General features: G+C 65.9%; 20 protein-coding genes. 11 read left to right on the forward strand and 9 right to left on the reverse strand.

What is annotated here, in order from left to right; translation table 11 throughout:
• Nucleotides 1-22: 22 nt before the first annotated feature.
• Entirely contained in the window at nucleotides 23-952 is a 930-nt protein-coding gene (locus tag LO55_RS10550) for a peptidylprolyl isomerase (protein WP_071361420.1), read from the reverse strand.
• 126 nt (nucleotides 953-1078) lie between these two features.
• Here LO55_RS10550 and LO55_RS10555 point away from each other — a divergent pair, with 126 nt between their 5' ends.
• Entirely contained in the window at nucleotides 1079-1726 is a 648-nt protein-coding gene (locus tag LO55_RS10555) for a VTT domain-containing protein (protein ID WP_071361421.1), read from the forward strand.
• A gap of 118 nt (nucleotides 1727-1844) precedes the next feature.
• Nucleotides 1845-2870, forward strand: coding sequence for a carbonic anhydrase (locus LO55_RS10560; protein ID WP_071361422.1), 1026 nt, complete (start codon nucleotides 1845-1847; stop codon nucleotides 2868-2870).
• Between the two features lie 49 nt (nucleotides 2871-2919).
• On the opposite strand, the gene LO55_RS10565 is transcribed toward LO55_RS10560, so the two are convergent.
• From LO55_RS10565 to tsaE, 3 genes are read right to left on the reverse strand one after another with little or no spacing between them, the layout of a single operon-like run.
• A complete protein-coding gene (locus LO55_RS10565; protein ID WP_071361423.1) occupies nucleotides 2920-3705 on the reverse strand; it encodes a D-hexose-6-phosphate mutarotase in 786 nt (261 codons plus the stop codon).
• A 13-nt stretch (nucleotides 3706-3718) separates the two neighbouring features.
• Nucleotides 3719-5233: an N-acetylmuramoyl-L-alanine amidase gene (locus LO55_RS10570; protein WP_071361424.1), complete on the reverse strand. Its 1515-nt coding sequence runs from the start codon at nucleotides 5231-5233 to the stop codon at nucleotides 3719-3721.
• A complete protein-coding gene (gene tsaE / locus LO55_RS10575; RefSeq protein ID WP_005665378.1) occupies nucleotides 5185-5694 on the reverse strand; it encodes a tRNA (adenosine(37)-N6)-threonylcarbamoyltransferase complex ATPase subunit type 1 TsaE in 510 nt (169 codons plus the stop codon). Before tsaE ends, LO55_RS10570 begins: the two co-directional genes overlap by 49 nt.
• 40 nt (nucleotides 5695-5734) lie before the next feature.
• Between tsaE and queG the strand changes: the two genes are divergently transcribed.
• On the forward strand, nucleotides 5735-6832 hold the full coding sequence (gene queG, locus LO55_RS10580) for a tRNA epoxyqueuosine(34) reductase QueG (protein WP_071361425.1): 1098 nt from the start codon (nucleotides 5735-5737) through the stop codon (nucleotides 6830-6832).
• 19 nt (nucleotides 6833-6851) lie between these two features.
• Here queG and LO55_RS10585 read toward each other — a convergent pair whose 3' ends face one another.
• From LO55_RS10585 to LO55_RS10595, 3 genes are all read right to left on the reverse strand, one after another.
• Entirely contained in the window at nucleotides 6852-7232 is a 381-nt protein-coding gene (locus LO55_RS10585) for a DUF3052 family protein (RefSeq protein ID WP_071361426.1), read from the reverse strand.
• A gap of 125 nt (nucleotides 7233-7357) precedes the next feature.
• A complete protein-coding gene (locus LO55_RS10590) occupies nucleotides 7358-7939 on the reverse strand; it encodes a response regulator transcription factor (RefSeq protein WP_005665384.1) in 582 nt (193 codons plus the stop codon).
• Between the two features lie 96 nt (nucleotides 7940-8035).
• Nucleotides 8036-10045: a two-component system sensor histidine kinase NtrB gene (locus tag LO55_RS10595; protein WP_071361427.1), complete on the reverse strand. Its 2010-nt coding sequence runs from the start codon at nucleotides 10043-10045 to the stop codon at nucleotides 8036-8038.
• A gap of 135 nt (nucleotides 10046-10180) precedes the next feature.
• Here LO55_RS10595 and LO55_RS10600 point away from each other — a divergent pair, with 135 nt between their 5' ends.
• The 5 genes from LO55_RS10600 (at nucleotide 10181) to LO55_RS10620 (ending at nucleotide 15906) form a co-directional block, all read left to right on the forward strand.
• On the forward strand, nucleotides 10181-11179 hold the full coding sequence (locus tag LO55_RS10600; RefSeq protein WP_071361428.1) for a TRAP transporter substrate-binding protein: 999 nt from the start codon (nucleotides 10181-10183) through the stop codon (nucleotides 11177-11179).
• A 438-nt stretch (nucleotides 11180-11617) separates the two neighbouring features.
• Nucleotides 11618-12142 (forward strand): methylated-DNA--[protein]-cysteine S-methyltransferase, encoded by a 525-nt coding sequence (locus tag LO55_RS10605; protein ID WP_071361429.1) that lies wholly within the window; start codon nucleotides 11618-11620, stop codon nucleotides 12140-12142.
• Nucleotides 12115-13017: a site-specific tyrosine recombinase XerD gene (gene xerD, locus LO55_RS10610; protein ID WP_071361430.1), complete on the forward strand. Its 903-nt coding sequence runs from the start codon at nucleotides 12115-12117 to the stop codon at nucleotides 13015-13017. The genes LO55_RS10605 and xerD overlap by 28 nt, the downstream gene beginning before the upstream one ends.
• 255 nt (nucleotides 13018-13272) lie before the next feature.
• Nucleotides 13273-13473 (forward strand): hypothetical protein, encoded by a 201-nt coding sequence (locus LO55_RS10615; RefSeq protein WP_071361431.1) that lies wholly within the window; start codon nucleotides 13273-13275, stop codon nucleotides 13471-13473.
• Between the two features lie 267 nt (nucleotides 13474-13740).
• Nucleotides 13741-15906, forward strand: coding sequence for a putative bifunctional diguanylate cyclase/phosphodiesterase (locus LO55_RS10620; protein ID WP_071361432.1), 2166 nt, complete (start codon nucleotides 13741-13743; stop codon nucleotides 15904-15906).
• A gap of 10 nt (nucleotides 15907-15916) precedes the next feature.
• Here LO55_RS10620 and LO55_RS10625 read toward each other — a convergent pair whose 3' ends face one another.
• Entirely contained in the window at nucleotides 15917-16876 is a 960-nt protein-coding gene (locus tag LO55_RS10625; protein ID WP_071361433.1) for an endonuclease/exonuclease/phosphatase family protein, read from the reverse strand.
• 38 nt (nucleotides 16877-16914) lie between these two features.
• Between LO55_RS10625 and ybaK the strand changes: the two genes are divergently transcribed.
• From ybaK to LO55_RS10640, 3 genes are all read left to right on the forward strand, one after another.
• Nucleotides 16915-17406 (forward strand): Cys-tRNA(Pro) deacylase, encoded by a 492-nt coding sequence (gene ybaK / locus LO55_RS10630; protein WP_005665396.1) that lies wholly within the window; start codon nucleotides 16915-16917, stop codon nucleotides 17404-17406.
• An 81-nt stretch (nucleotides 17407-17487) separates the two neighbouring features.
• Entirely contained in the window at nucleotides 17488-18111 is a 624-nt protein-coding gene (gene plsY, locus LO55_RS10635) for a glycerol-3-phosphate 1-O-acyltransferase PlsY (RefSeq protein WP_071361434.1), read from the forward strand.
• 99 nt (nucleotides 18112-18210) lie between these two features.
• Entirely contained in the window at nucleotides 18211-18873 is a 663-nt protein-coding gene (locus tag LO55_RS10640) for a DsbA family oxidoreductase (RefSeq protein WP_071361435.1), read from the forward strand.
• A gap of 49 nt (nucleotides 18874-18922) precedes the next feature.
• On the opposite strand, the gene LO55_RS10645 is transcribed toward LO55_RS10640, so the two are convergent.
• Nucleotides 18923-19768 carry an endonuclease/exonuclease/phosphatase family protein gene (locus tag LO55_RS10645; RefSeq protein ID WP_071361436.1) on the reverse strand — a complete coding sequence of 282 codons (846 nt, stop codon included), beginning with the start codon at nucleotides 19766-19768 and terminating at the stop codon, nucleotides 18923-18925.
• Between the last annotated feature and the right edge of the window lie 111 nt (nucleotides 19769-19879).

Here is a 19879-nt window from a genome sequence, read left to right on the forward strand (position 1 = left end):
ATGGCCCCGGATCGTCGATGGCTTATTGCTGTTCGCGCACGGGAATCGGCACATTGCACAGGTCGATGGCGCCGGCCGCGACCTTGGTCCACGGACCGCCGCGGTTGCGCTGGGCCTCGATCACGGCCTGGAAGGCGGCGCTCTCGGTGCGCATCACCTCGAGCTTGCTGCGTTCAGGCAGCGGCACGTCGGCCGCCAGGCGCACGCTGGCGATCGGCGTGCGTTGCCCGGCTTTCTCGTAGAAGCCGGCGGCGCCGGTCCCGCGCGGCATCACCGTGAGCAGCGGCATGCCGGACACGATGCGGCCGACCACGGTGATGTTGCGGTCCAGGTGGCGCGGCGCGTGGCCGATCACGGTGTACAGCTGCGAACCGTTGCCGGTATTGGACGCCTCGTCGCGCGCCACGCCGACCATGGCGTAGCAGTGCGGCAGCCAGGCCTGGCCGGCCTTCGGGTCGCGCGCTGCCGGGAAGCCGTTCACGTGGCCCACCTGCGGCGCGTAGACGTCGCGTTCCTTCAGCTGCGTGAATTTGCCGGTGCCCTTGGCGGGCACGGTGAATTCGGCGGCCACTGTCTTGTCGGCCTTGAACGGGCGCGGCGTCTCTTCGTCCGGATCGCCCCATTGCACCACGAAGCCGTCTTGCGCGCGCATGATCCACAGGCCGTCGAAATAGCGCTCGCGCACCAGTGCGCGGATGTTCGCGGCCGCCTTCGGCGCGAAGCTCGGCGCCAGTTCCATGACCACGCGGCCGGCCGGCAGTTCCATGTACAGCGTGTTCTCCGGATCGAGGGGGCGCCAGTCGCCCGGCTGGGACGCCTTGACCACGTCCGCCACCGAAGGTTTGGGCGGCAATTCCTTGCCGGGCCTGGCCGGCGCCGCGCTGGCGCCGCTGCTGAACAGGGCGAGGAGGGCGCTGCCGGTGAGTGCTCCGATCATGGTCATTGCCTGCATGTCTGCTCCGCTTCTTATTTATGTGCGGGCAATTGTAGCCCAGCGCGCTGCCAGGCCCTCCAGATCGCGTAAACATCTTGCAAGAGGGGAGAGGGCTATAATGTCAGGCTCTCGTTTAGGAATATCATGGACCTGATGCACCTGTTCGACATGCTGCTGCACGTCGACAAATCCCTCGGCGCCCTGCTGGCCCAGTACGGCACCTACGTCTACCTCGTCCTGTTCGCCATCGTGTTCTGCGAGACCGGCCTGGTGGTCCTGTTCTTCTTCCCCGGCGACACCCTGCTGTTCATCGCCGGCGCCTTCTGCGCCACCGGCGAGATGAGCTATCCGCTATTGACGACCTTGCTGGTGACCGCCGCCGTCACCGGCAATACGGTGAACTATTTCATCGGCGAAGCGGTGGGCCATCGCATGTTCACGCATAACTATCGCTGGATTAACAAGGATGCCCTCACGCGCACCCATGCCTTCTTCGAAAAGCATGGCGGCAAGACCATCATCCTGGCGCGCTTCGTGCCGGTGGTGCGCACCTTCGCGCCCTTCGTGGCCGGCGTGTCCGACATGACGCACACCCGCTTCCAGCTGTACAACGTCGCGGGCGCGCTGCTGTGGGTGGTCAGCCTGGTAACGGCCGGCTATTTCTTTGGCCACGTGCCGATCATCAAGGACCACCTGACCGAGATCGTGCTGGTGGGCGTGAGCGCGGCCATCGTGCCGCTGGCGATCGGCGGTCTGTACAAGCTTGGCCGGCGCATGCTCAGCCGTAATTAACATTTAGAATGACAAGTCGGCAAAAGGCGTAAATTCAGCGCCTTTTGTTGCTGCAGCGCACTCAAGTTAGCTGCGCCGGGTCCGATAAGGATAGGGTAAGCACACTATCTGGACACCCATGCGTAACCTGATCGCACTATTCGCCTTGAGCCTGAGCCTGACCATGGCCACGGCGCATGCGAACGATGCAGCCCCGACCAAGCCCGCGGCCGAGAAGCCCGTGGCGATTGCCTCGATCAAGCCGAACCTGCGGCCTGCCGGGGCCACCCCGGCTGCCGCCCAAAAATCCGAAGAAGATGCGGAAGTCGACCTGTCGGTCCGCATCGCCGAAAAACTGGCCGAGCTGCGCGCCAAGCAGGCGCTGCGCGCCGAGGAAGCCGCACGCGCACGCCGCGCCGCGGACGCCCGCCGCAAGAAGGAAGCCGCCGCCGCTGCCGCCGCGGCAGTCGAAGCCGCCAAGCCGAAGAACGGCACCCACTGGACCTATGAGGGCGAGTTCGGCCCCGAGAACTGGTCGAAGATCAATACCGCCTGGGCGGCCTGCAATACCGGCAATCGCCAGTCGCCGATCGACCTGCGCGACGGCATCAAGGTCGACCTGGAGCAGATCAACTTCGACTATCACCCGAGCTCGTTCAACGAGATCGACAATGGCCATACGATCCAGGTGAATGTCGCGGGCGGGAACTTCCTGAGCGTGGGCGGGACCACCTACGAGCTGCAGCAATTCCACTTCCACCGTCCGGGCGAGGAGCGCATCAACGGCAAGGGCACCGAGATGGTCGTGCATCTGGTGCACAAGAGCTACGACAACAAGATCGCGATCCTGGCGGTGCTGCTCGAGCGCGGCGACGCCAATCCGATGATCCAGACCGTGTGGAATAATCTGCCGCTGGAAAAGCACATGACGGTGACGCCGTCGATCGTGATCGACGTCAACGAGATCCTGCCGGCGCGGCGCGACTACTTCACCTACATGGGGTCGCTGAGCGAGCCGCCATGCACCGAGAACGTGCTGTGGCTGGTGATGAAGCAGCCGATGACGGCGTCGCCGCAGCAGATGGCCTTGTTCTCGCGCCTGTATCCCTTCAATTCGCGGCCTGTGCAGCAGGCGAACGGGCGGATGATCAAGGAATCCATGTAAAACAAAAAAACGCGCCGAGGCGCGTTTTTTCATGATCTGGGCGCGAACGTCAGGAAACGCGGTAACGCCCTTCCCACACCGCACCCGGCGCCAGCTCGACCGGCGTCAACTGCGCCGGCTCGATGCACACGAAGCGCTGGTACTCGTCGTCTTCCATGTCGGCCAGCGCGGCGGTATCCGCGGCGCCCGGATTCCATACGACGGCATCCCGGAAGCCTTCCTGTTCCAGCGTCAGGACGCGCGCCCAGGTGCCCAGGGTGATGCCGTCGCCCACGTTCTCGTAGACCACGTCGAGCTTGTCCGCGATGGACAGCGTCCCCGCTTCGAGCCCCTCGATGCGCACGTCCGCCAGGTGCGGCACCAGGTGATAGGTATGCAGCGCCGCCGCGAACGGGAAGGGCGCCTCGCCCGTGTTGCGCACGCTGAACGCCATCTCCAACTGGTTGGCGCGCACGGTCACGCGCAGCGCCAGCGCGAAGCGGTGCGGCCAGGCGGCGGCCGCCGCCGGCGCCAGGTCGGCATCAGTCAGGCCGAACTCGGCCCACGCCGCATCGCCCTCGATGCCGTGCCCTTCCAGGCGCCAGCTGCTGACCCGCGCAAAACCATGGCGCATGCCGTCGCCGCGTTCGGCGAACTGGGGAAAGATGACGGGCACGCCGCCACGGATCGCGCGGCTGCCGTCCAGGGCCGAGCGGGTGCTGAGGAACATGCGCTCGCCGCCGTCGGCGCCATGCCAGGACACCAGGTGGCCGCCATACAGGGTAACGACGGCGCTGGCGCCGTCGGGCGCCGTGATGCGAATCGCGGGCAGTTGCCCGAAGGTGATGTTTTCCATGATGGGGTCGGACTCAGGTCTGGCGGCTCTTGGCCATGGGCGGATTATCGGCGAAATAGCGGCGAATGCCATTCGTGATCGCGTTGGCCAGCTGGTCCTGGTAGCCGTCGTCGTTCAGGCGCGCTTCTTCCTGCGGGTTCGAGATGAATGCGGTCTCGACCAGGATGGAGGGGATGTCCGGCGCCTTCAGCACGGCGAAGCCGGCCTGCTCGACCGAGGCCTTGTGCAGGCGGTTGATGCCGCCGATTTCCTTCAGCACGGCCTTGCCCAGCTTGAGGCTGTCGTTGATCTGGGCCGTGGTCGACAGGTCGAACAGCACGCTGGCCAGGTGCTTGTCGCTGGTGCCCGTCAGGTTGGCGCCACCGATCAGGTCGGCCTTGTTCTGGTCGTTCGCGAGCCAGCGCGCCGCGCTCGAGCTGGCGCCTTTTTCCGACAGCACGAACACCGACGAGCCGCGCGCGGTCGGCGAGATCCAGGCGTCGGCGTGGATCGAGACGAACAGGTCGGCCTGCACCTTGCGCGCCTTTTGCACGCGGGTGCCCAGCGGCACGAAGAAGTCGCCGTCGCGGGTCAGCATCACGCGGGTATTCGGCATCTGCTCCAGCTTGGCCTTGAGGCGCTTGGCCACCGCCAGCACGATGTCCTTCTCGCGGCTGCCCTTGGCGCCGATCGCGCCCGGGTCTTCGCCGCCATGGCCCGGATCGAGGGCGATGGTGATCATGCGCGCCACCTTCTGGGCCGGCGCCGGGGCGCTCGCCTTGGCCGGCGGCGGCTGCACCGCCAGGGCCGGCGCCGTACCCTTCAGGCCCGACATCTCGGCTTCCAGCTTGGCGATCGCGTCCGGGCCGGCGTTCGGCTGGGTGCGCGGGACGGCGGGCGGCGGCACGGGAATCTGCACCGGCGGCGTGCCGGTGGCGGGATTGGGCGAGGCCGGAGCGCCGGCCACCGGGGTGGCGGCGACAGGGTCGCCCAGGGCCGGCTGGTCGGCCGCCAGGGTCGTGGTCGGGCCCGGGCTCCAGTCGCCCTGTTCGATCAGGGCGGCGATCGGGTCGACCGGGGTGGCCGGGTACAGGTCGAACACCAGGCGGTGCTGGTAGCCGGCCACCGGCGCCAGGGTAAATACCTGCGGCTTGATCTCGGCCTTCAGGTCGAACACCAGGCGCACCACGTTCGGGCGGTTCTGGCCGACCCGCACCTGGTTGATGTAGGGGTCGTTCGGTTCGATCTTGGCCACCAGGCTCTTGAGCGTGTTGCTCAGGGCGAGGCCGTCGATATCGACCACCAGGCGCGGCGGATCGGGGATCAGGAAGTGTTCGGCCTTGAGGTCGGTGTCGTTTTCCAGCGTCACCCGGGTGTAGTCGGGGGCGGGCCAGACACGCACGGCCAGGATTTCATTGGCGCTGGCGCGCAGCGGGATGACGGACAGCAGCAGCGTGCCGCCGGCCTTGAGCAGGACACGGCGACGCGAGGACGAAGGTGTCACGCGGGCGGCTGGGGCGGCAGAAGGGGAGCGAGACGGTCGAGGCATAGCAGGCCTAATTCGGACAACGCCTGCAATTCTACATCACGGCCGGGCCCGCTAACGTTGAGCAAGATACGCAAGTCGGGCGCCGGCAACACCGGATCGCCTTTTTCGGGCCACTCGACGATGCACACATTGCGCCCGTCGAAGTCCTCGCGAAAGCCCGCGTCCAGGAATTCTTCCGGACTCGACATGCGGTACAGGTCGTAGTGGATCACGTTCAATGGCTTACCATCGAGCATCACCCGATACGGTTCCGACAAGGTATAGGTCGGGCTCTTCACGGTGCCGGCATGGCCGGCCGCCTGCAGCAGGGCACGGGTAAGGGCGGTCTTGCCGGCGCCGAGGTCGCCGTGCAGATAGATCACCAGGCCCGGCTGCAAGGCGCGTGCCAGGGCAGCGCCGAGGGCGGATGTGGCGGACTCGTCCGGCAGATAGCGCTGCAAGCGCGATTTAAAAGGCTGCATCGAATAAAATAGCGAGTTGTTCTGCGTGATTTCTTGCGGTATGCCCACTTCCCCCAACCCTGCCCCCGACCTGCCCGAGCTTGCGCGCGCCATCAAGGCGTGGGGCAAGGAGCTGGGCTTTGCCGACGTGCGCGTCGCCGACGTCGACCTGGGCCACCTGGAGGCCGGGCTGCAAGCCTGGCTGGACGCGGGTTACCACGGCGAGATGGATTATATGGCAAGCCATGGCATGAAGCGTGCCCGTCCCGCCGAACTGGTGCCGGGCACGGTGCGCGCCATCGTGGCGCGCATGGATTACCTGCCCGCCGCCCAGGATGCCGACTGGCGCGCCCGGGAGCGCCTGCGCCAGCAGGATCCGGAGGCCGCCGTGGTTTCGGTGTATGCGCGCGGCCGCGACTACCACAAGGTCTTGCGCAACCGCCTGCAGTCGCTGGCCGGCCGCATCCAGGACGCGATCGGGCCGTTCGGCTTTCGGGTGTTCACCGATTCGGCGCCGGTGATGGAGTTGCCGCTGGCCGAAAAGGCCGGCCTGGGCTGGCGCGGCAAGCACACGCTGCTGCTGTCGCGCGCGGCCGGCTCGACCTTCTTCATCGGCGAGATCCTGGTCGACCTGCCGCTGCCCGTCGACCCGCCCACCGGCGCGCATTGCGGGCAGTGCCAGTCGTGCATCGACCTGTGCCCGACCGGGGCGATCCTGGGGCCGGGCAAGCTCGACGCGCGGCGCTGCATCTCTTACCTGACGATCGAGCTCAAGAACAGTATTCCGGAAGAATTGCGGCCCCTGATCGGCAACCGCATCTATGGCTGCGACGATTGCCAGGTGGCCTGTCCGTGGAACAAGTTTGCGCAGCGCGCGGCGGTGCCGGATTTCGACGAACGCAATGGCTTGGGTGGAGGCGACCTGCTCGAGCTGTTCGCCTGGGACGAAGAAGAATTCAACCGCCGCATGGAAGGCAGTCCGATCCGCCGCATCGGCCATGAGCGCTGGTTGCGCAATCTGGCGGTAGGGTTGGGAAATGCCGCCGAGAAAAAGCGTGGGGATGCTGTCATCGTGGCGGCCTTGCAATCCCGGCTTGATCATCCATCCGAACTGGTGCGCGAACACGTCGCCTGGGCCCTGGCGCGCCACGCCGCCTGAGCCGGTATGCGTCAGGCCATCAGATCTCGATGCGCTTCAGGCGCAGGGCCGACCAGTCGCCATCGATCGAGATCATGGCCACGCCGGTGATGCCGTTCTCCTTGGCATAGGCATTGATGGAATCGCGGTTGATGTCGGTGGCCTTGGAGGCGGTCTGCTTGAGGTAGGCGATCCACAGCGAACCCTTCTCGCCCAGCTTGCGCTTGGCGATGTCGAAATAGTGCTCGAGATCCTTGCGGTGCATGCAGAACATCAGGATCGCGTCGAAGGGACCGTCGCCCTCCTTGACGATCTCGGCCGGCATCTGGGCCGCCACGTTCGGATTGACCTGGCCATTGAGCACCAGCATCGATTTAGCTGTTCGTAAAAACATCTTGTCTGCAACTGTCTTTTCGTTCATTGGAGTTTCCTAAAAGAGAGGTGCATCGCGGCGCCCGGGGCCGCGGCGCGTTCAAGACTATTTTACAAGGCTTCCCATGAGAAGTTGGAACGCTTGACGCGCGACAAGGTCGGCAAAAAGAGGGGTTATTTCAACAGCCCAGCCAGCTCGACGGCGGTCTTGACCTGCATCTTGTCGAAGATATGGGCCCGGTGCACCTCGACCGTGCGCATGCTGATGCCCAGTTTATCGGCCACGACCTTGTTCATCATGCCGGCCAGGATCAGGTCGAGCACTTCGCGTTCGCGCGCCGACAGGGTAGCCAGGCGCGCCTGTACGCCGGCCGAGGCGGCCGCCTTGCGCGAGGCGGCGAGGGCTTCCTCGACCCGGTCCATCAGCTGGTTGTCGTTGAAGGGTTTCTCGAAGAAATCGAAAGCGCCGCGCTTGAGCGAATCGACCGCCATCGGCACGTCGCCGTGGCCGGTGAGAAAGATCACGGGCAGGCGCGGCAGCAGGCCGCGGCCGATCAGCGCGTCGAACACGGCGATGCCGTTCATGCCGGGCATGCGCACGTCGAGCAGGACGCAGTCGCCGCTGACGTCGAGGTCTTGCAGGGCGTCGAGGAATTCCTGGCCGCCCGCGTAGCCACGCGCGGGCAGGCCGCGCGATTGCGCCAGCCAGGCGAGCGAGTCGCGAATGACTTCTTCGTCGTCGACGATGTGCAGCATGCAGGTCTCCGTAGTGGCGGGATGGGCTTCCCGCCTTGTTGCTTTTCTCGTAAAGATGGCGCATCCAGGATAGTCCTGCGCGCCGCAGACCGAATTTTAGCCCAGCGTCCGGCTGGCCGCTTGGGCCGGCAGCGAAAATGTGAACACGGTGCCGCCGGCCGGATGCGGCGCATGGCTCAGGGTGCCGCCATGGAACTCGATCGCGGTGCGGCAGATCGACAAGCCCATCCCCATGCCCTCGGCCCGGGTCGAGTAGAACGGAGAAAACAGCCGCTCGGCCACTTCGGGCGCGATGCCGTGGCCGCGGTCGATCACCGACACCGCCACCTGCTCGTCCACGTGTACTGCCTCGATGCGCAGCACGCGCTGGTCCGGCGCCGTGTCCTGCATGGCCTGGATCGCATTGCGGGTCAGGTTGAGCAGCACCTGTTCCAGCATCACGCGGTCGGCCAGCACCGTTGGCAAGCCGGGCGGCAATTGCACGCGCAGCGCCACGCCGGCCTGGCGCGCCTGCAGCTCGATCAGGGCATGTACGCTGGAAATGACGCTGCGGATCGTCACCTCCTGGCGCAGCGGTTCGCGCTTCTTGACGAACTCGTGCACGCTGCGGATGATCTGGCCGGCGCGCTGGGCTTGCTGGCGCGCCTGTTCCAGCGCATGGCGCAGCATGCCCGGCTTGAGGTCGTCGCCAGTGCCGGCGGCGCGCTCGAGCATGTTCAGGGCGCCCACCGTATAGCTGGAAATCGCCGCCAGCGGCTGGTTCAGCTCGTGCGCCAGCATCGACGACAGTTCGCCCATGGTGGCCAGGCGCGCGCTGGCCTGCAGCTTTTCTTCCTGCTGGCGGTTGAGCTCTTCGACCCGCTTGCGGTCGGTGATGTCGAGCACCGAGCTCATCCAGCCGGTATGGCGGCCATCGACGTCCACCAGCGGCGCCTCGAACACCAGCACCGGCACCCGGGTGCCGTCCGGACGCTGGAACACGGTCTCGAACTGCGGCGTGATCTTGCCCGACAAGATGCCCTGGAAGCGCTCCTCGTACTCGGCGGTCGCTTCCGGCGCCCAGTAGGCCATCGGCGGCTTCTTGCCGATCAATTCTTCCGGCGGATGGCCGACGATCTGGCAGAAGGCGCGGTTCACATAAGTGACGCGGCCCTCCAGGTCGCGCGCGCGCAGGCCCGTGAGCAGCGAGTTTTCCATCGCCGTGCGAAACGCCATCTGCTGGCGCAGCGCGCTTTCCGCCGCCAGCGTGCGCGAGATGTGGCGCCACAGCGCGGCCAGGCTGGACAACAGGCCCAGGGCCAGCACGATCACCGAGCCTACCAGCAGGTTCGGCAGCAGTTGCGGCGCGCGCTTGACGCTGTTGGTCGACAGCACCAGCTGGGCGCCCGGCAGGTCGAGCTCGCGCTGGTGGGTGTACACGCCGCGTCCCGGGCCGCCGGCGGCGCGCCGCGCCACCGCCTGTTCGTCGCGGTCGATCAGGGCCAGCGCATTATCCTGGGCAAACCACCAGGGCACGGTCTCGTCGAGCAGCACTTGCAGGCTGTAGGTCGCGACCAGGCTGCCCATGAACTGGCCATTGCGAAACAGCGGCAGGTAGAAATCGATCAGGCCATGGGTCGATGGCGTGGCGCCATACGGTTCGCTGTAGCGGCCGCGCCGGATCGAGCGCGCCATTTCTCCGGCCAGGGCCGTGGTCTCGGGCAGGCCGGCGGCGGGCAGGTCGGCGCCATGGCTGGCCAGCACCGCGCCGGCGGCGTCGCTCCACACCACGCGCACCAGTTCCGGGCCGTTGACGAACATCTGGCGGAAGCGCGCCTGCAGTTTCTCCGGCGGCAGCGGCGCGACCACCAGGTCGGCGCCGAGGGCGCTGAGCGCATCCTCGCTGCGCGCCAGCTCGAAGCGCAAGGTCTGCTCGACCCACAGCGTGTCTGCAATCAATTGCTCTTGGCGCTCGGTGCTTTCCATCTGGCGCGCCTGCCAGGGCAGCCAGATCAGCACGGCAAGGAACAGCAGCACCAGCAGCATCGGCACCAGCCAGCGCCAGAACCGCCAGGCGCGGATGCGCGCGCGCGGTTCCGACATGGGCTGGGCGAACGGAATTTTCATGCAAGAGTCCTGTATTGGTTAAACTGTCCAGCTGTTGTGGAAGTCCACGATGGCGGTCGACATGGGCACGGCACAGACTTGCGTGCGGCAGTGCATCCGCCAGTGTAAGGTTTCATTAGAAAGAATTAAACCGTCATGCAGATCAAGACCCTGGCCGCCAAAGCGCTCTTCGTGCTGGCGGCGGCCGCGAGTGTCGACGCCCTGGCGCAGGGGCCGATCGTCATCAAGTTCAGCCACGTGGTGGCGCCCGACACGCCCAAGGGCCGGGCCGCCGAGCGTTTCAAGGAGTTGGCCGAGCAAATGACGGGCGGCCAGGTCAAGGTAGAAGTGTATCCGAACAGCCAGCTGTACAAGGACCGCGAGGAGCTCGAGGCCCTGCAGCTGGGCGCGGTGCAGATGCTGGCGCCGTCGCTGGCCAAGTTCTCGCCGCTGGGCGTGCGCGACTTCGAGGCGTTCGACTTGCCGTATATCTTCCCGGACCGGGCGGCGCTGTACAAGGTGACCGAAGGCCGCATTGGGCGCAACCTGTTGCGCAAGCTCGAGCCCAAGGGCATCACCGGCTTGGCGTTCTGGCATAACGGCTTCAAGATCATGTCGGCCAACCAACCCTTGACCTCGCCCAAGGATTTCGAGGGATTGCGCATGCGTATCCAGGCGTCCAAGGTACTGGATGCGCAGATGCGCGCGCTGGGCGCCCAGCCTCTGGCGCTGGCCTTTTCCGAAGCCGCACCCGCCCTGCGCGATGGGGTGGTGGCCGGCACCGAGAACACGCCGTCGAATATGTACACCCAGCGCATGCACGAGACGCAAAGCCACCTGACTCTGTCCAACCACGGCTATCTGGGATACGCGGTGATCGTCAACAAAAAATTCTGGGATGGACTGCCGGCCGACACCCGCAACACCCTGGCGCGCGCCATGCGCGAAGCCACGCTGTACGAAAAAAAGATCGCCCAACGCGCCAATGACGACGCCATCGAAGCCATCCGCCAGGCCGGCACCACGACGATCCACACGCTCACGCCGGCCCAGCAGGCCGAATGGCGGCGTGCGATGCAGCCGGTGTATGGACAAATGGAAAGCCGTATCGGCAAGGAGACCGTGCGTGCCATCTTGCGCGAAGTCGAACGTTGACGTGGGGCGGGGATCAGTGAAGGTGGGCTGGCGCGCCGATATGCGCCTATAGCATCTCGACAATCACGTTTTGTTTATAAGTAAAATAATTTTCCAAATTTGTGGATGAAAAGATACATTTTCTGCAAGCATTTGCGTTATCATGGGGCTCATGCGCACTGGGATGGTGCGCGGCAGTGCCAAGAACAAGCAATAGAAGCGGCATGCAAGGTTTTTGGGGGAGCATTGATAAAAGCACGGTAATCCATACCGGAGACATTCGAGGAGACACCACGTTTGACAGAAGTCGCTGGCAAGACCCGGCGGCCGGAAACGTGACCCGAATTGGAGCGCACCCGAGGGTGCGCTTTTTTTTCGTTCGAATCGTCCAATCGCTGGCCCGCATGGGCGCTGCCCGGTTAAGATGCCTGGGCAACACATTGCTCAGTCGCCCCCACTATGAAGACCGATCCCGCCAGCCAGATTTTCAATGCCATCGTGCCCGCTCCCTTCGGCGCGCTGGGCATCCGTACCGCCGACGACAAGCTGCGCGAAGTGGTTTACCTGCCGCCTTCGTTCGCCGAAAAAAGCGCGGACAGCGCCATCGCGCAGCGCAGCGCCGAGCAGCTCGCGCGCTACCTGGCCGACCCGGATTTCAGCTTCGACCTGCCGTTGATGGACGCCGGCACCGAGTTCCAGCGCAAGGTGTGGCAAGAAATCAGCGCCATCCCGCGCGGCGCCGTGCGCACCTATGGCCACCTGGCCAAGGTGATCGGCTCGCATCCGCGCGCCGTGGGCCAGGCCTGCGGCGCCAATTGGTTCCCATTGGTCATTCCTTGTCATCGGGTCACGGCATCCGGCGGCCTGGGCGGCTTCTCGAACCAGAACGACGAGAACGGTTTCCATCTTTCGGTCAAGCGCTGGTTGCTGCGGCACGAAGGCGCCACCGCCGCTCCATGGCAGCAGCAGTCGATCTGGCCCTGATCGACGAGTTCTGCGACACGCTCTGGCTGGAACAGGGCCTGGCGAAGAACTCGCTCGACGCTTACCGGCGCGACCTGCGCCTGTTCGCCGGCTGGCTGGACGCCAAGCGCCCGGGACGCGGCCTGCTGGCCGTGGGGGCGGAAGATCTCAGCGCCTATTTCGCCGACCGCCATCCGGAATCGCGGCCGAGCACGGCCAACCGCCGGCTGTCGGTGTTCAAGCGCTTCTATGGCCTGCTGCTGCGCCGCGGACAGATATCGACCGATCCCTGCCTCAAGATGCCGTCGGCGCGCCAGCCGACCCGCTTCGTGCATACCCTGACCGAGGACCAGGTCGAGGCCTTGCTGGCCGCCCCCGATATTTCGACGCCGTTGGGTTTGCGCGAGCGCACGATGCTGGAGCTGATGTATGCCAGCGGCTTGCGGGTATCGGAACTGGTGGCCCTGAAACTGGTCGAAGTGAGCCTGAACGATGGCGTGCTGCGCGTGACCGGCAAGGGCAGCAAGACGCGCCTGGTGCCGTTCGGCGAAGAGGCGCGGCGCTGGCTCGAACGCTACCTGAAGGATGCGCGCGGCATCATCCTCAACGGCCAGGTCGACGACGCCTTGTTCGTCACTGGCCGCGGTGGCCCGATGACGCGCCAGATGTTCTGGATCCTGATCAAGAAACACGCGTCGAAGGCCGGCGTCACCGGTCCGCTGTCGCCGCATACGCTGCGCCACGCCTTCGCCACGCATTTGCTGAACCACGGGGCCGACCTGCGCGTGGTGCAATTATTGCTGGGTCACGCCGATATTTCGACGACCCAGATCTACACCCACGTGGCGCGCGAACGCCTGAAACGGCTGCACGCGCAGCATCATCCACGTGGCTAGCGCAAGAACCTATCCCGGTAGGTGAGAGTCGTTACTGCCGCGCCTGGCAAGCGCGTGCTGCGTTGCTCGTCGTTGCATGGCTCGCCATGCGGCCTCCTCGCGCATTGCTCACGCTCGCCATGCATCGCCTACGCGCATGTCGCCATGAACTTCCTCCCACCTACCGGGATAGGTTCAAAGTCGGGAACCGCGAAGTAGTCCATAATGGCTGTGCAGTTGCAGCATTTTCCTTGAATTAAACACGTCGAGGTGACTATGGCACGGAACAATTTTTCTTACGAAAAGCGGCAACGGGAACTCGAAAAGAAGCGCAAGGCCGAAGAAAAAGCCAAGCGCAAGCTGGAAGCGAAGAACGCGCCGGCCGACGGCGCCGGGACCGTGCAGCCGGACGGCGATGCGACCGGCGAGGAGGGCGAAGAGCGCACCCCTGCCGCAGCGCCGCCGAGCCTGGCCTGAGCGGCCGGCCCATCAAAAGGATTGCGCGCGTGCTCCGTCGACATCGATGGAGCCCCTGGCGCATGATGGAACTATAAGCATCCACAACGGTCTGAGCCATCTGAATGCGACAAGCTGTCAGTTGGCCGGTGTGAATGGCGGTATGGCGCGACAAAGCGCGTGCCGCCCGCCGTTTGCGAGCTCGCAAACGGCATGGCCCGCCACGGCATGACAATGTCGGTGTTGTCTACCTGCTTATTGTCGTTTCCATAGCGAAAGGCCATTGCTGTGAGCGAACCACCGCCGAATCCCGCGGCGCACCCGTCCGCGCCGTCGGCCGCGCCCTCCCTCGATTCTCCACTTGCCGGGGATGGGCAAGCCGGTCCCGCAGGCGACCTCCCGGGACGTGGCGACGGTGGGGCCGAAGCCTTCGGCTGGCTCCACCATTTCGTCACGGCGCTCGAGCTGGCGCCGGCGGTCGCCGTGCATTCGATGGACCAGGCCGGCACCATCCGTTTCTGGAACCGCGCCAGCGAAGAACTGTACGGCATTCCGTCCGGCGAGGCGGTCGGCAAGCCCTTCCGCGAGCTGGTGTGCCACCTCGACCGCCAGGCCGAGTTCGCGGATGCGATCGCCGCGATCTGGTGCAGCGGCCACGCGCCGCCGGCGCGCGACTGGCAGGTGCAGTCGCGCACCGGCCGCCGCCACTGGGTCTATTCCTGCCACTACCCGGTCAAGCACGACAGCGTGATGCAAGAGATCTTCTGCATGGAAGTCGACATCACGGCGCGTAAAGAGGCCGAGAGCAACCTGGCGCAGGCGGCCCAGGTGTTCCAGAACGCGCGCGACGCCATCATCATGATGGATGCCGACTACCGCGTGCGCGCCGTCAACGGCGCCTTCACCAGCATCACCGGCCACGTCCCCGAGCACATCCTCGGCCAGTCGCTGGCCAGCCTGGGCTGGGATGCCGCCGACGGCTTCTACGAGCGCATCTGGTCCGAACTCGACGGCCAGGACCACTGGGAAGGCGAACTGGCCAGCGTGCGCAGCAATGGCGAGCGCTATCCGGTGCGGGTGGCCTTGACGGCGATCCGCGACGCCCACGGCGACGTGTCCAGCTATATGGCGATGCTGTCCGACATCAGCGAGCGCAAGCGGCTCGAGGAGCAGGTGCGGCACCAGGCCGAGCACGATGCCCTGACCGGCCTGCCCAACCGCATCCTGTTCCTCGACCGCCTGCATCAGGCGCTGGCCACCTGGCGCCGCCAGCGCGACCGCTGCGCCGTGATGTTCCTCGACCTCGATAAATTCAAGCCGATCAACGATCACCACGGTCACCAGGCCGGCGACGCCGTGCTGCGCGAGGTCGCCGCGCGCCTGCGCGCCTGCGTGCGCCGGGTCGACACCATCAGCCGACTGGGCGGCGACGAATTCGTGGTGCTGCTGGCCGACATCAAGGGCGCCGACCAGGCCGCGCACGTGGCCGGCGCCGTCACCCAGGCGGTGGCGCGGCCCATCGACGTTGGCGGGCAGCAGGTGGCGCTGTCGGTCTCGATCGGCATCGCGCTGTGCCCCGACGACGGCGACGAGGTGGAGGCCCTGCTGCACCATGCCGACGTCGCGATGTACCACGCCAAGCAGGACGGACGCGACACCTTCCGCTTCTTCGATCCGGCCATGAACGCCCATGTGATCGAGCGGGTCGAGCTCGAGAACCGGCTGCGCCAGGCGATCGAGAGCCATGAGTTCGTGCTCGAATACCAGCCCGAGGTCGAGGTGGCAAGCGGCCGCGTCGGCACGGTCGAGGCCTTGCTGCGCTGGCGCCATCCCGAGCGCGGCCTGCTGCTGCCGCAGCACTTCTTGCCGGTGGCCGAGGAATCCGGCCTGATCGTCCCGATCGGCGAGTGGGTATTGAAGGAAGCCTGCCGCCAGGCGCGCGCCTGGGGCGATGCGGGGTTTCCGGTCACGGTCGCGGTCAACCTGTCCGCCGCCCAGCTCGCGCATGCGGGGCTGCTGGCGGCGGTCGACGCCGCCTTGCAGGACGCCGGCCTGGCGCCGGGAGCGCTCGAGCTCGAGATCGCCGAAGAGGCGCTGGTGCGCGGCGAGCCGGCTTTCGAGACGGCGATGGCGCTGCGCGCACGTGGCGTGCAGCTGAGCATCGACCGCTTCGGCACCGGCCTGTCGAGCCTGGAGGCGCTGCGCCGCTTCCCGCTCACCAAGCTCAAGATCGACCGCAGCTATGTGGGCAACGTCGGGCACGACCCGGTCGATGCGGCCATGGTGCCGGCCATCATTTCGGTGGCGCGCAGCCTGGGCTTGCGGGTAGTGGGAGAGGGCGTGGAGACGGCCGAGCAGCTGGACTTCCTGCGCCGGCATGGCTGTGACGACTACCAGGGGTTTTATGCCAGCGCGGCCATGGCGACACCCGACTTGTCACCGCATCCTGGCTGATACGTTGCGGTCACGTCAAATCACGTTGCCCGAACAACCGTACCCTGGCCAGCACCTGCCCATGATCCGACGCCTCGGGCAGCGCCAGATTCAGGTGATCGTTCAGGTACACCACGTCCACCACCTCCCCGATCGCGCCTGGTAGCGCCGGGTTGAATTCGGGCGACACCAGGATGTGGTCGATGGTCGAATGGCGCGTGTCGTGCAGGATCGAGAAGCCGACGTGGCGCTGGTGGTCGAGCCGGCGCTGCACCTGGCTGGCGTCGAACATGCGCTCGCCGACCGGCGTGCCTTCGCCCAGCACGATCTCGGTGGTCACCGAATCGGCCACGTCGTTGAAGTCGCCCAGCACGATGCGCGGGCGGCGGTTGGCGTGGGCCATGTCGGTCAAGAGCACGCGCAGCGCGGTGGCCTCGGTGCCGCGCCGGATCAGCGAGCGCAGGCAGGCCAGCGCATACAGGTGCGGGTCGGCGCCGCTGTCGCTCGAACGGTAGTCGGGCCGGCGCGACTTGAGATGGACCACGATCACGTCGATCACCACCCCCGGCGCCGCGATCACGCCCGCATGCAGCGGTGCGCGGGTGAAGCGGTCCGGGTCGCGGCTGCCGGGCGGCATCGTGACGTTAGCCGGGAACATCGGCAGCTGCGATCCGGGCTCGGCCAGCGGCAGGCGCGAGACCAGGGCCACGCTCGGGGTCAGGCGCGGGGCGGCCGGGTCGGGATCGAAGCCGATGTGGTGGGCGTCGCGATAGCGCCGGCTGCGCCGCAGCACTTCCTTCAGCACGCTTTGCGAAAAGATCTCCTGGAAGCCGATCACGTCGGCATTGATCAGGTCGAGCTGGTGTGCGGTCCAGTCGAGCTTGGCCTCGTACTCGGCGGCCGTGGTGGGCGCGAGATTGTCGTACAGGCGGGCGCCGGGCGGGGCCAGGTTGAAAGTGTTGAAGGTGGCAAACCGAAGTTCTTCCTGCATAATAGAAACCCCTATTGTTCGTCTTTAGCGTAACACGCATGGCCAAGAAAGAGCACGTCTCAGAGACACCCGCCACCCAATTCCTGCGCAAGCATGCCGTCGCATTTTCCGAGCATCCTTATGAGTACGAAGAGCATGGCGGCACGGCGGTGTCCTCGAGCGCGCTCGGCGTGCCCGAACACGACGTGGTCAAGACCCTGGTGATGCAGGACGAGGCCGCCAAGCCGCTCATCGTGCTGATGCATGGCGACTGCAAGGTGTCGACCAAGAACCTGGCGCGCGCCATTCCCTGCAAGTCGGTCGAGCCGTGCAAGCCGGACGTCGCGCAGCGCCACTCAGGGTATCTGGTCGGCGGCACCTCGCCCTTCGGCATCCGCAAGGCGATGCCGGTCTACGTCGAGGAAAGTATCCTGGCGCTGGACAAGATCTACATCAATGGTGGACGCCGCGGCTACCTGGTCGGCATCGACCCGAAGGTGCTGGTCGACGTGCTGAAGGCGCGTCCGGTGCAGTGCGCCCTGGCCGAGTAGCTTTTCCCACCAGCGGCCGATGGTGTATATTCACGACCGATTTCCGGTAATGACATCGGCCGGAACCCACTGAGAGATTAGATGAACACCCTGATTGCCACCATTGCCGCCTATTTGCTCGGCTCGATTTCCTTCGCGGTCGTGATGAGCCGCGTCTTCGGCCTGTCCGATCCGCGCACCTATGGCTCCAAGAACCCCGGCGCCACCAATGTGCTGCGCAGCGGCAGCAAGAAGGCCGCGATCGCCACCCTGGTCGGCGACGCCGCCAAGGGCTGGCTGGCGGTCTGGCTGGCGATGCGCTTCGGCCCCGATGTCGGCCTGGATGACACCGGCATCGCCCTGGTCGCGATCGCCGTCTTCATCGGCCACCTGTGGCCGGTGTTCTTCCGCTTCGTGGGCGGCAAGGGCGTGGCCACCGCGCTGGGCGTCCTGCTCGGCATCAATCCATGGCTCGGCCTGGCGACCCTGGCGACCTGGCTGATCGTCGCCTACGCCTTCCGCTATTCCTCGCTGGCGGCCCTGGTCGCCTCGATCTTCGCGCCGTTCTACTACGGCCTGCTGTTCGGCGTCGATCCGATCCTGTTCGCCGTGTTCGTGATGAGCGCGCTGCTGCTGTGGCGTCACAGCAGCAATATCGGCAACCTCATCGCCGGCAAGGAATCGAAAATCGGCAGCAAGTCGGCCGGGGCCAAGAAAGCCAAGTAAGCGAAACGGGCCGCCGCGCGCCGGATTTTCTTGCAGGCGTTACCATGCGTCTTGAACAGCGGCGCACCCGCGCCGCGCCGGACAGAAAGGTGGTACCCCGTGAGCAAGCAACTCAGGATCGATTTTGTGTCGGACGTCTCGTGCCCCTGGTGCGCGATCGGCCTGAAATCGCTGGAACAGGCCTTGTTGAAGGTCGGCGACGAAGTGCGCGTCGACCTGCATTTCCAGCCCTTCGAACTGAACCCCGACATGGGCCCGGACGGCCAGGACATCGTCGAGCACGTGACGCAGAAATATGGCGCCACGGCCGAGCAGCAAGCGGCCACCCGCGAGACGATCCGCGCACGCGGCGCCGCCGTCGGTTTTACCTTCGACATGGAGCGGCGCGGCCGCATCTACAACACCTTCGACGCCCACCGCCTGCTGGCCTGGGCCGAGGACGAGGGCATGCAGCGCCAGCTCAAGACCGCGCTGCTGGAAGCCTATTTCACCCGCTGCGAAGACCCGAGCAACCACGAGGTGCTGCTGCGCACGGCCGAAAGCGTCGGCCTGGACCGTGAGCGGGCAGCCATCATCCTGGGCTCCAATGAATATGCGGAAGACGTGCGCACGCGCGAACAATTCTTCCAGCGCGCCGGCGTCAAGTCGGTGCCGGCGATCATCATCAACCAGCGCCACTTGATTTCCGGCGGCCAGCCGCCGGAAGTGTTCGAGCGGGCGCTGCGCGAGATTCCGGGGCTCGAGCCGGAAGCCACGGCGTGATTCAGGCGTGGGGTCGGCGGCACAGCCGCGACCCCACGGTGTCCATCGATCAGGTCAGTTCCAGCACCACCGGCTGATGATCCGACGCCGCCGTCTCCGACTGCACGTCGAGCGAGCTCAAGCGCGACGCCAAGTCGTCGGTGACGAAAAAATAGTCATAGCACTCGGGCCGCTCGGGCCACGGGAAACCGTGCAGCCCGGTGGTCGGTGCGCGCGCCATGTCGCCGTGCACCACGCGCCATGCGTCCACCAGCGGCAGCGCGCCGGGTTCCGGCGCGCCCAGGAGCGCCTGGTAATCCGGCGCATCCGGCGCGAAATTGAAGTCGCCGCAAAGAATCGCCGAGCCAGGCCGGAAGCCCAGCTGGAACGGCGCATCGAGATTCGGATCGGGCTGGAACAAACGCGAGCGGGCGCAGGCCTCGGCATGCAGCTCGCGAATGCGCGCCACTTGCGCCATGCGCTGCGGCGGCGAATAGTACTCGAGATGGGTGGTCAGCAGGCGCAACTTGCCGGTCGGCGCATCGACCACGGTTTCGAGCAGGCCGCGCGGCATGCCGGCCGGGTGCTCCGGATCGGCCGGCCAGGGCAACAGGTGGCGGTGCACCTGCGAGATACGGTATTTGGAGAGGATCAGGTTGCCGAACAGGCGCGGAACGTTGTTCTTGTAGATTTCACTCGGGGCGTGCTCCATCGCGTGGTAGCCGCCGAATGCGCCGCTGAGCTGCTTGAACTGGTTGGCGCTGGCGCTGCCCTCGAGCTCGGGGTGGTTGGCGGCCACCTCCTGCAGGCAGATCACATCGGGGTTCAGCCGGCGCAGCACGTCGATGATCGCGTGGATGCGAATTCGACCGTCCTTGCCACAACCCCAACGAATATTCCAGCTTACTACGCGCATCGTTCACCTCCGTAAATCTTGATCGACGGATATTGCCACCGTTTGGCGAGCAACGGTCACACGGTAGGATCGATGTCAGGCTGGCAAGTTCAATGGCGAATTCGAGCGATT

It is taken from the genome of Massilia timonae (assembly GCF_001866515.1).
Classification (GTDB): Bacteria; Pseudomonadota; Gammaproteobacteria; order Burkholderiales; family Burkholderiaceae_D; genus Telluria; species Telluria timonae.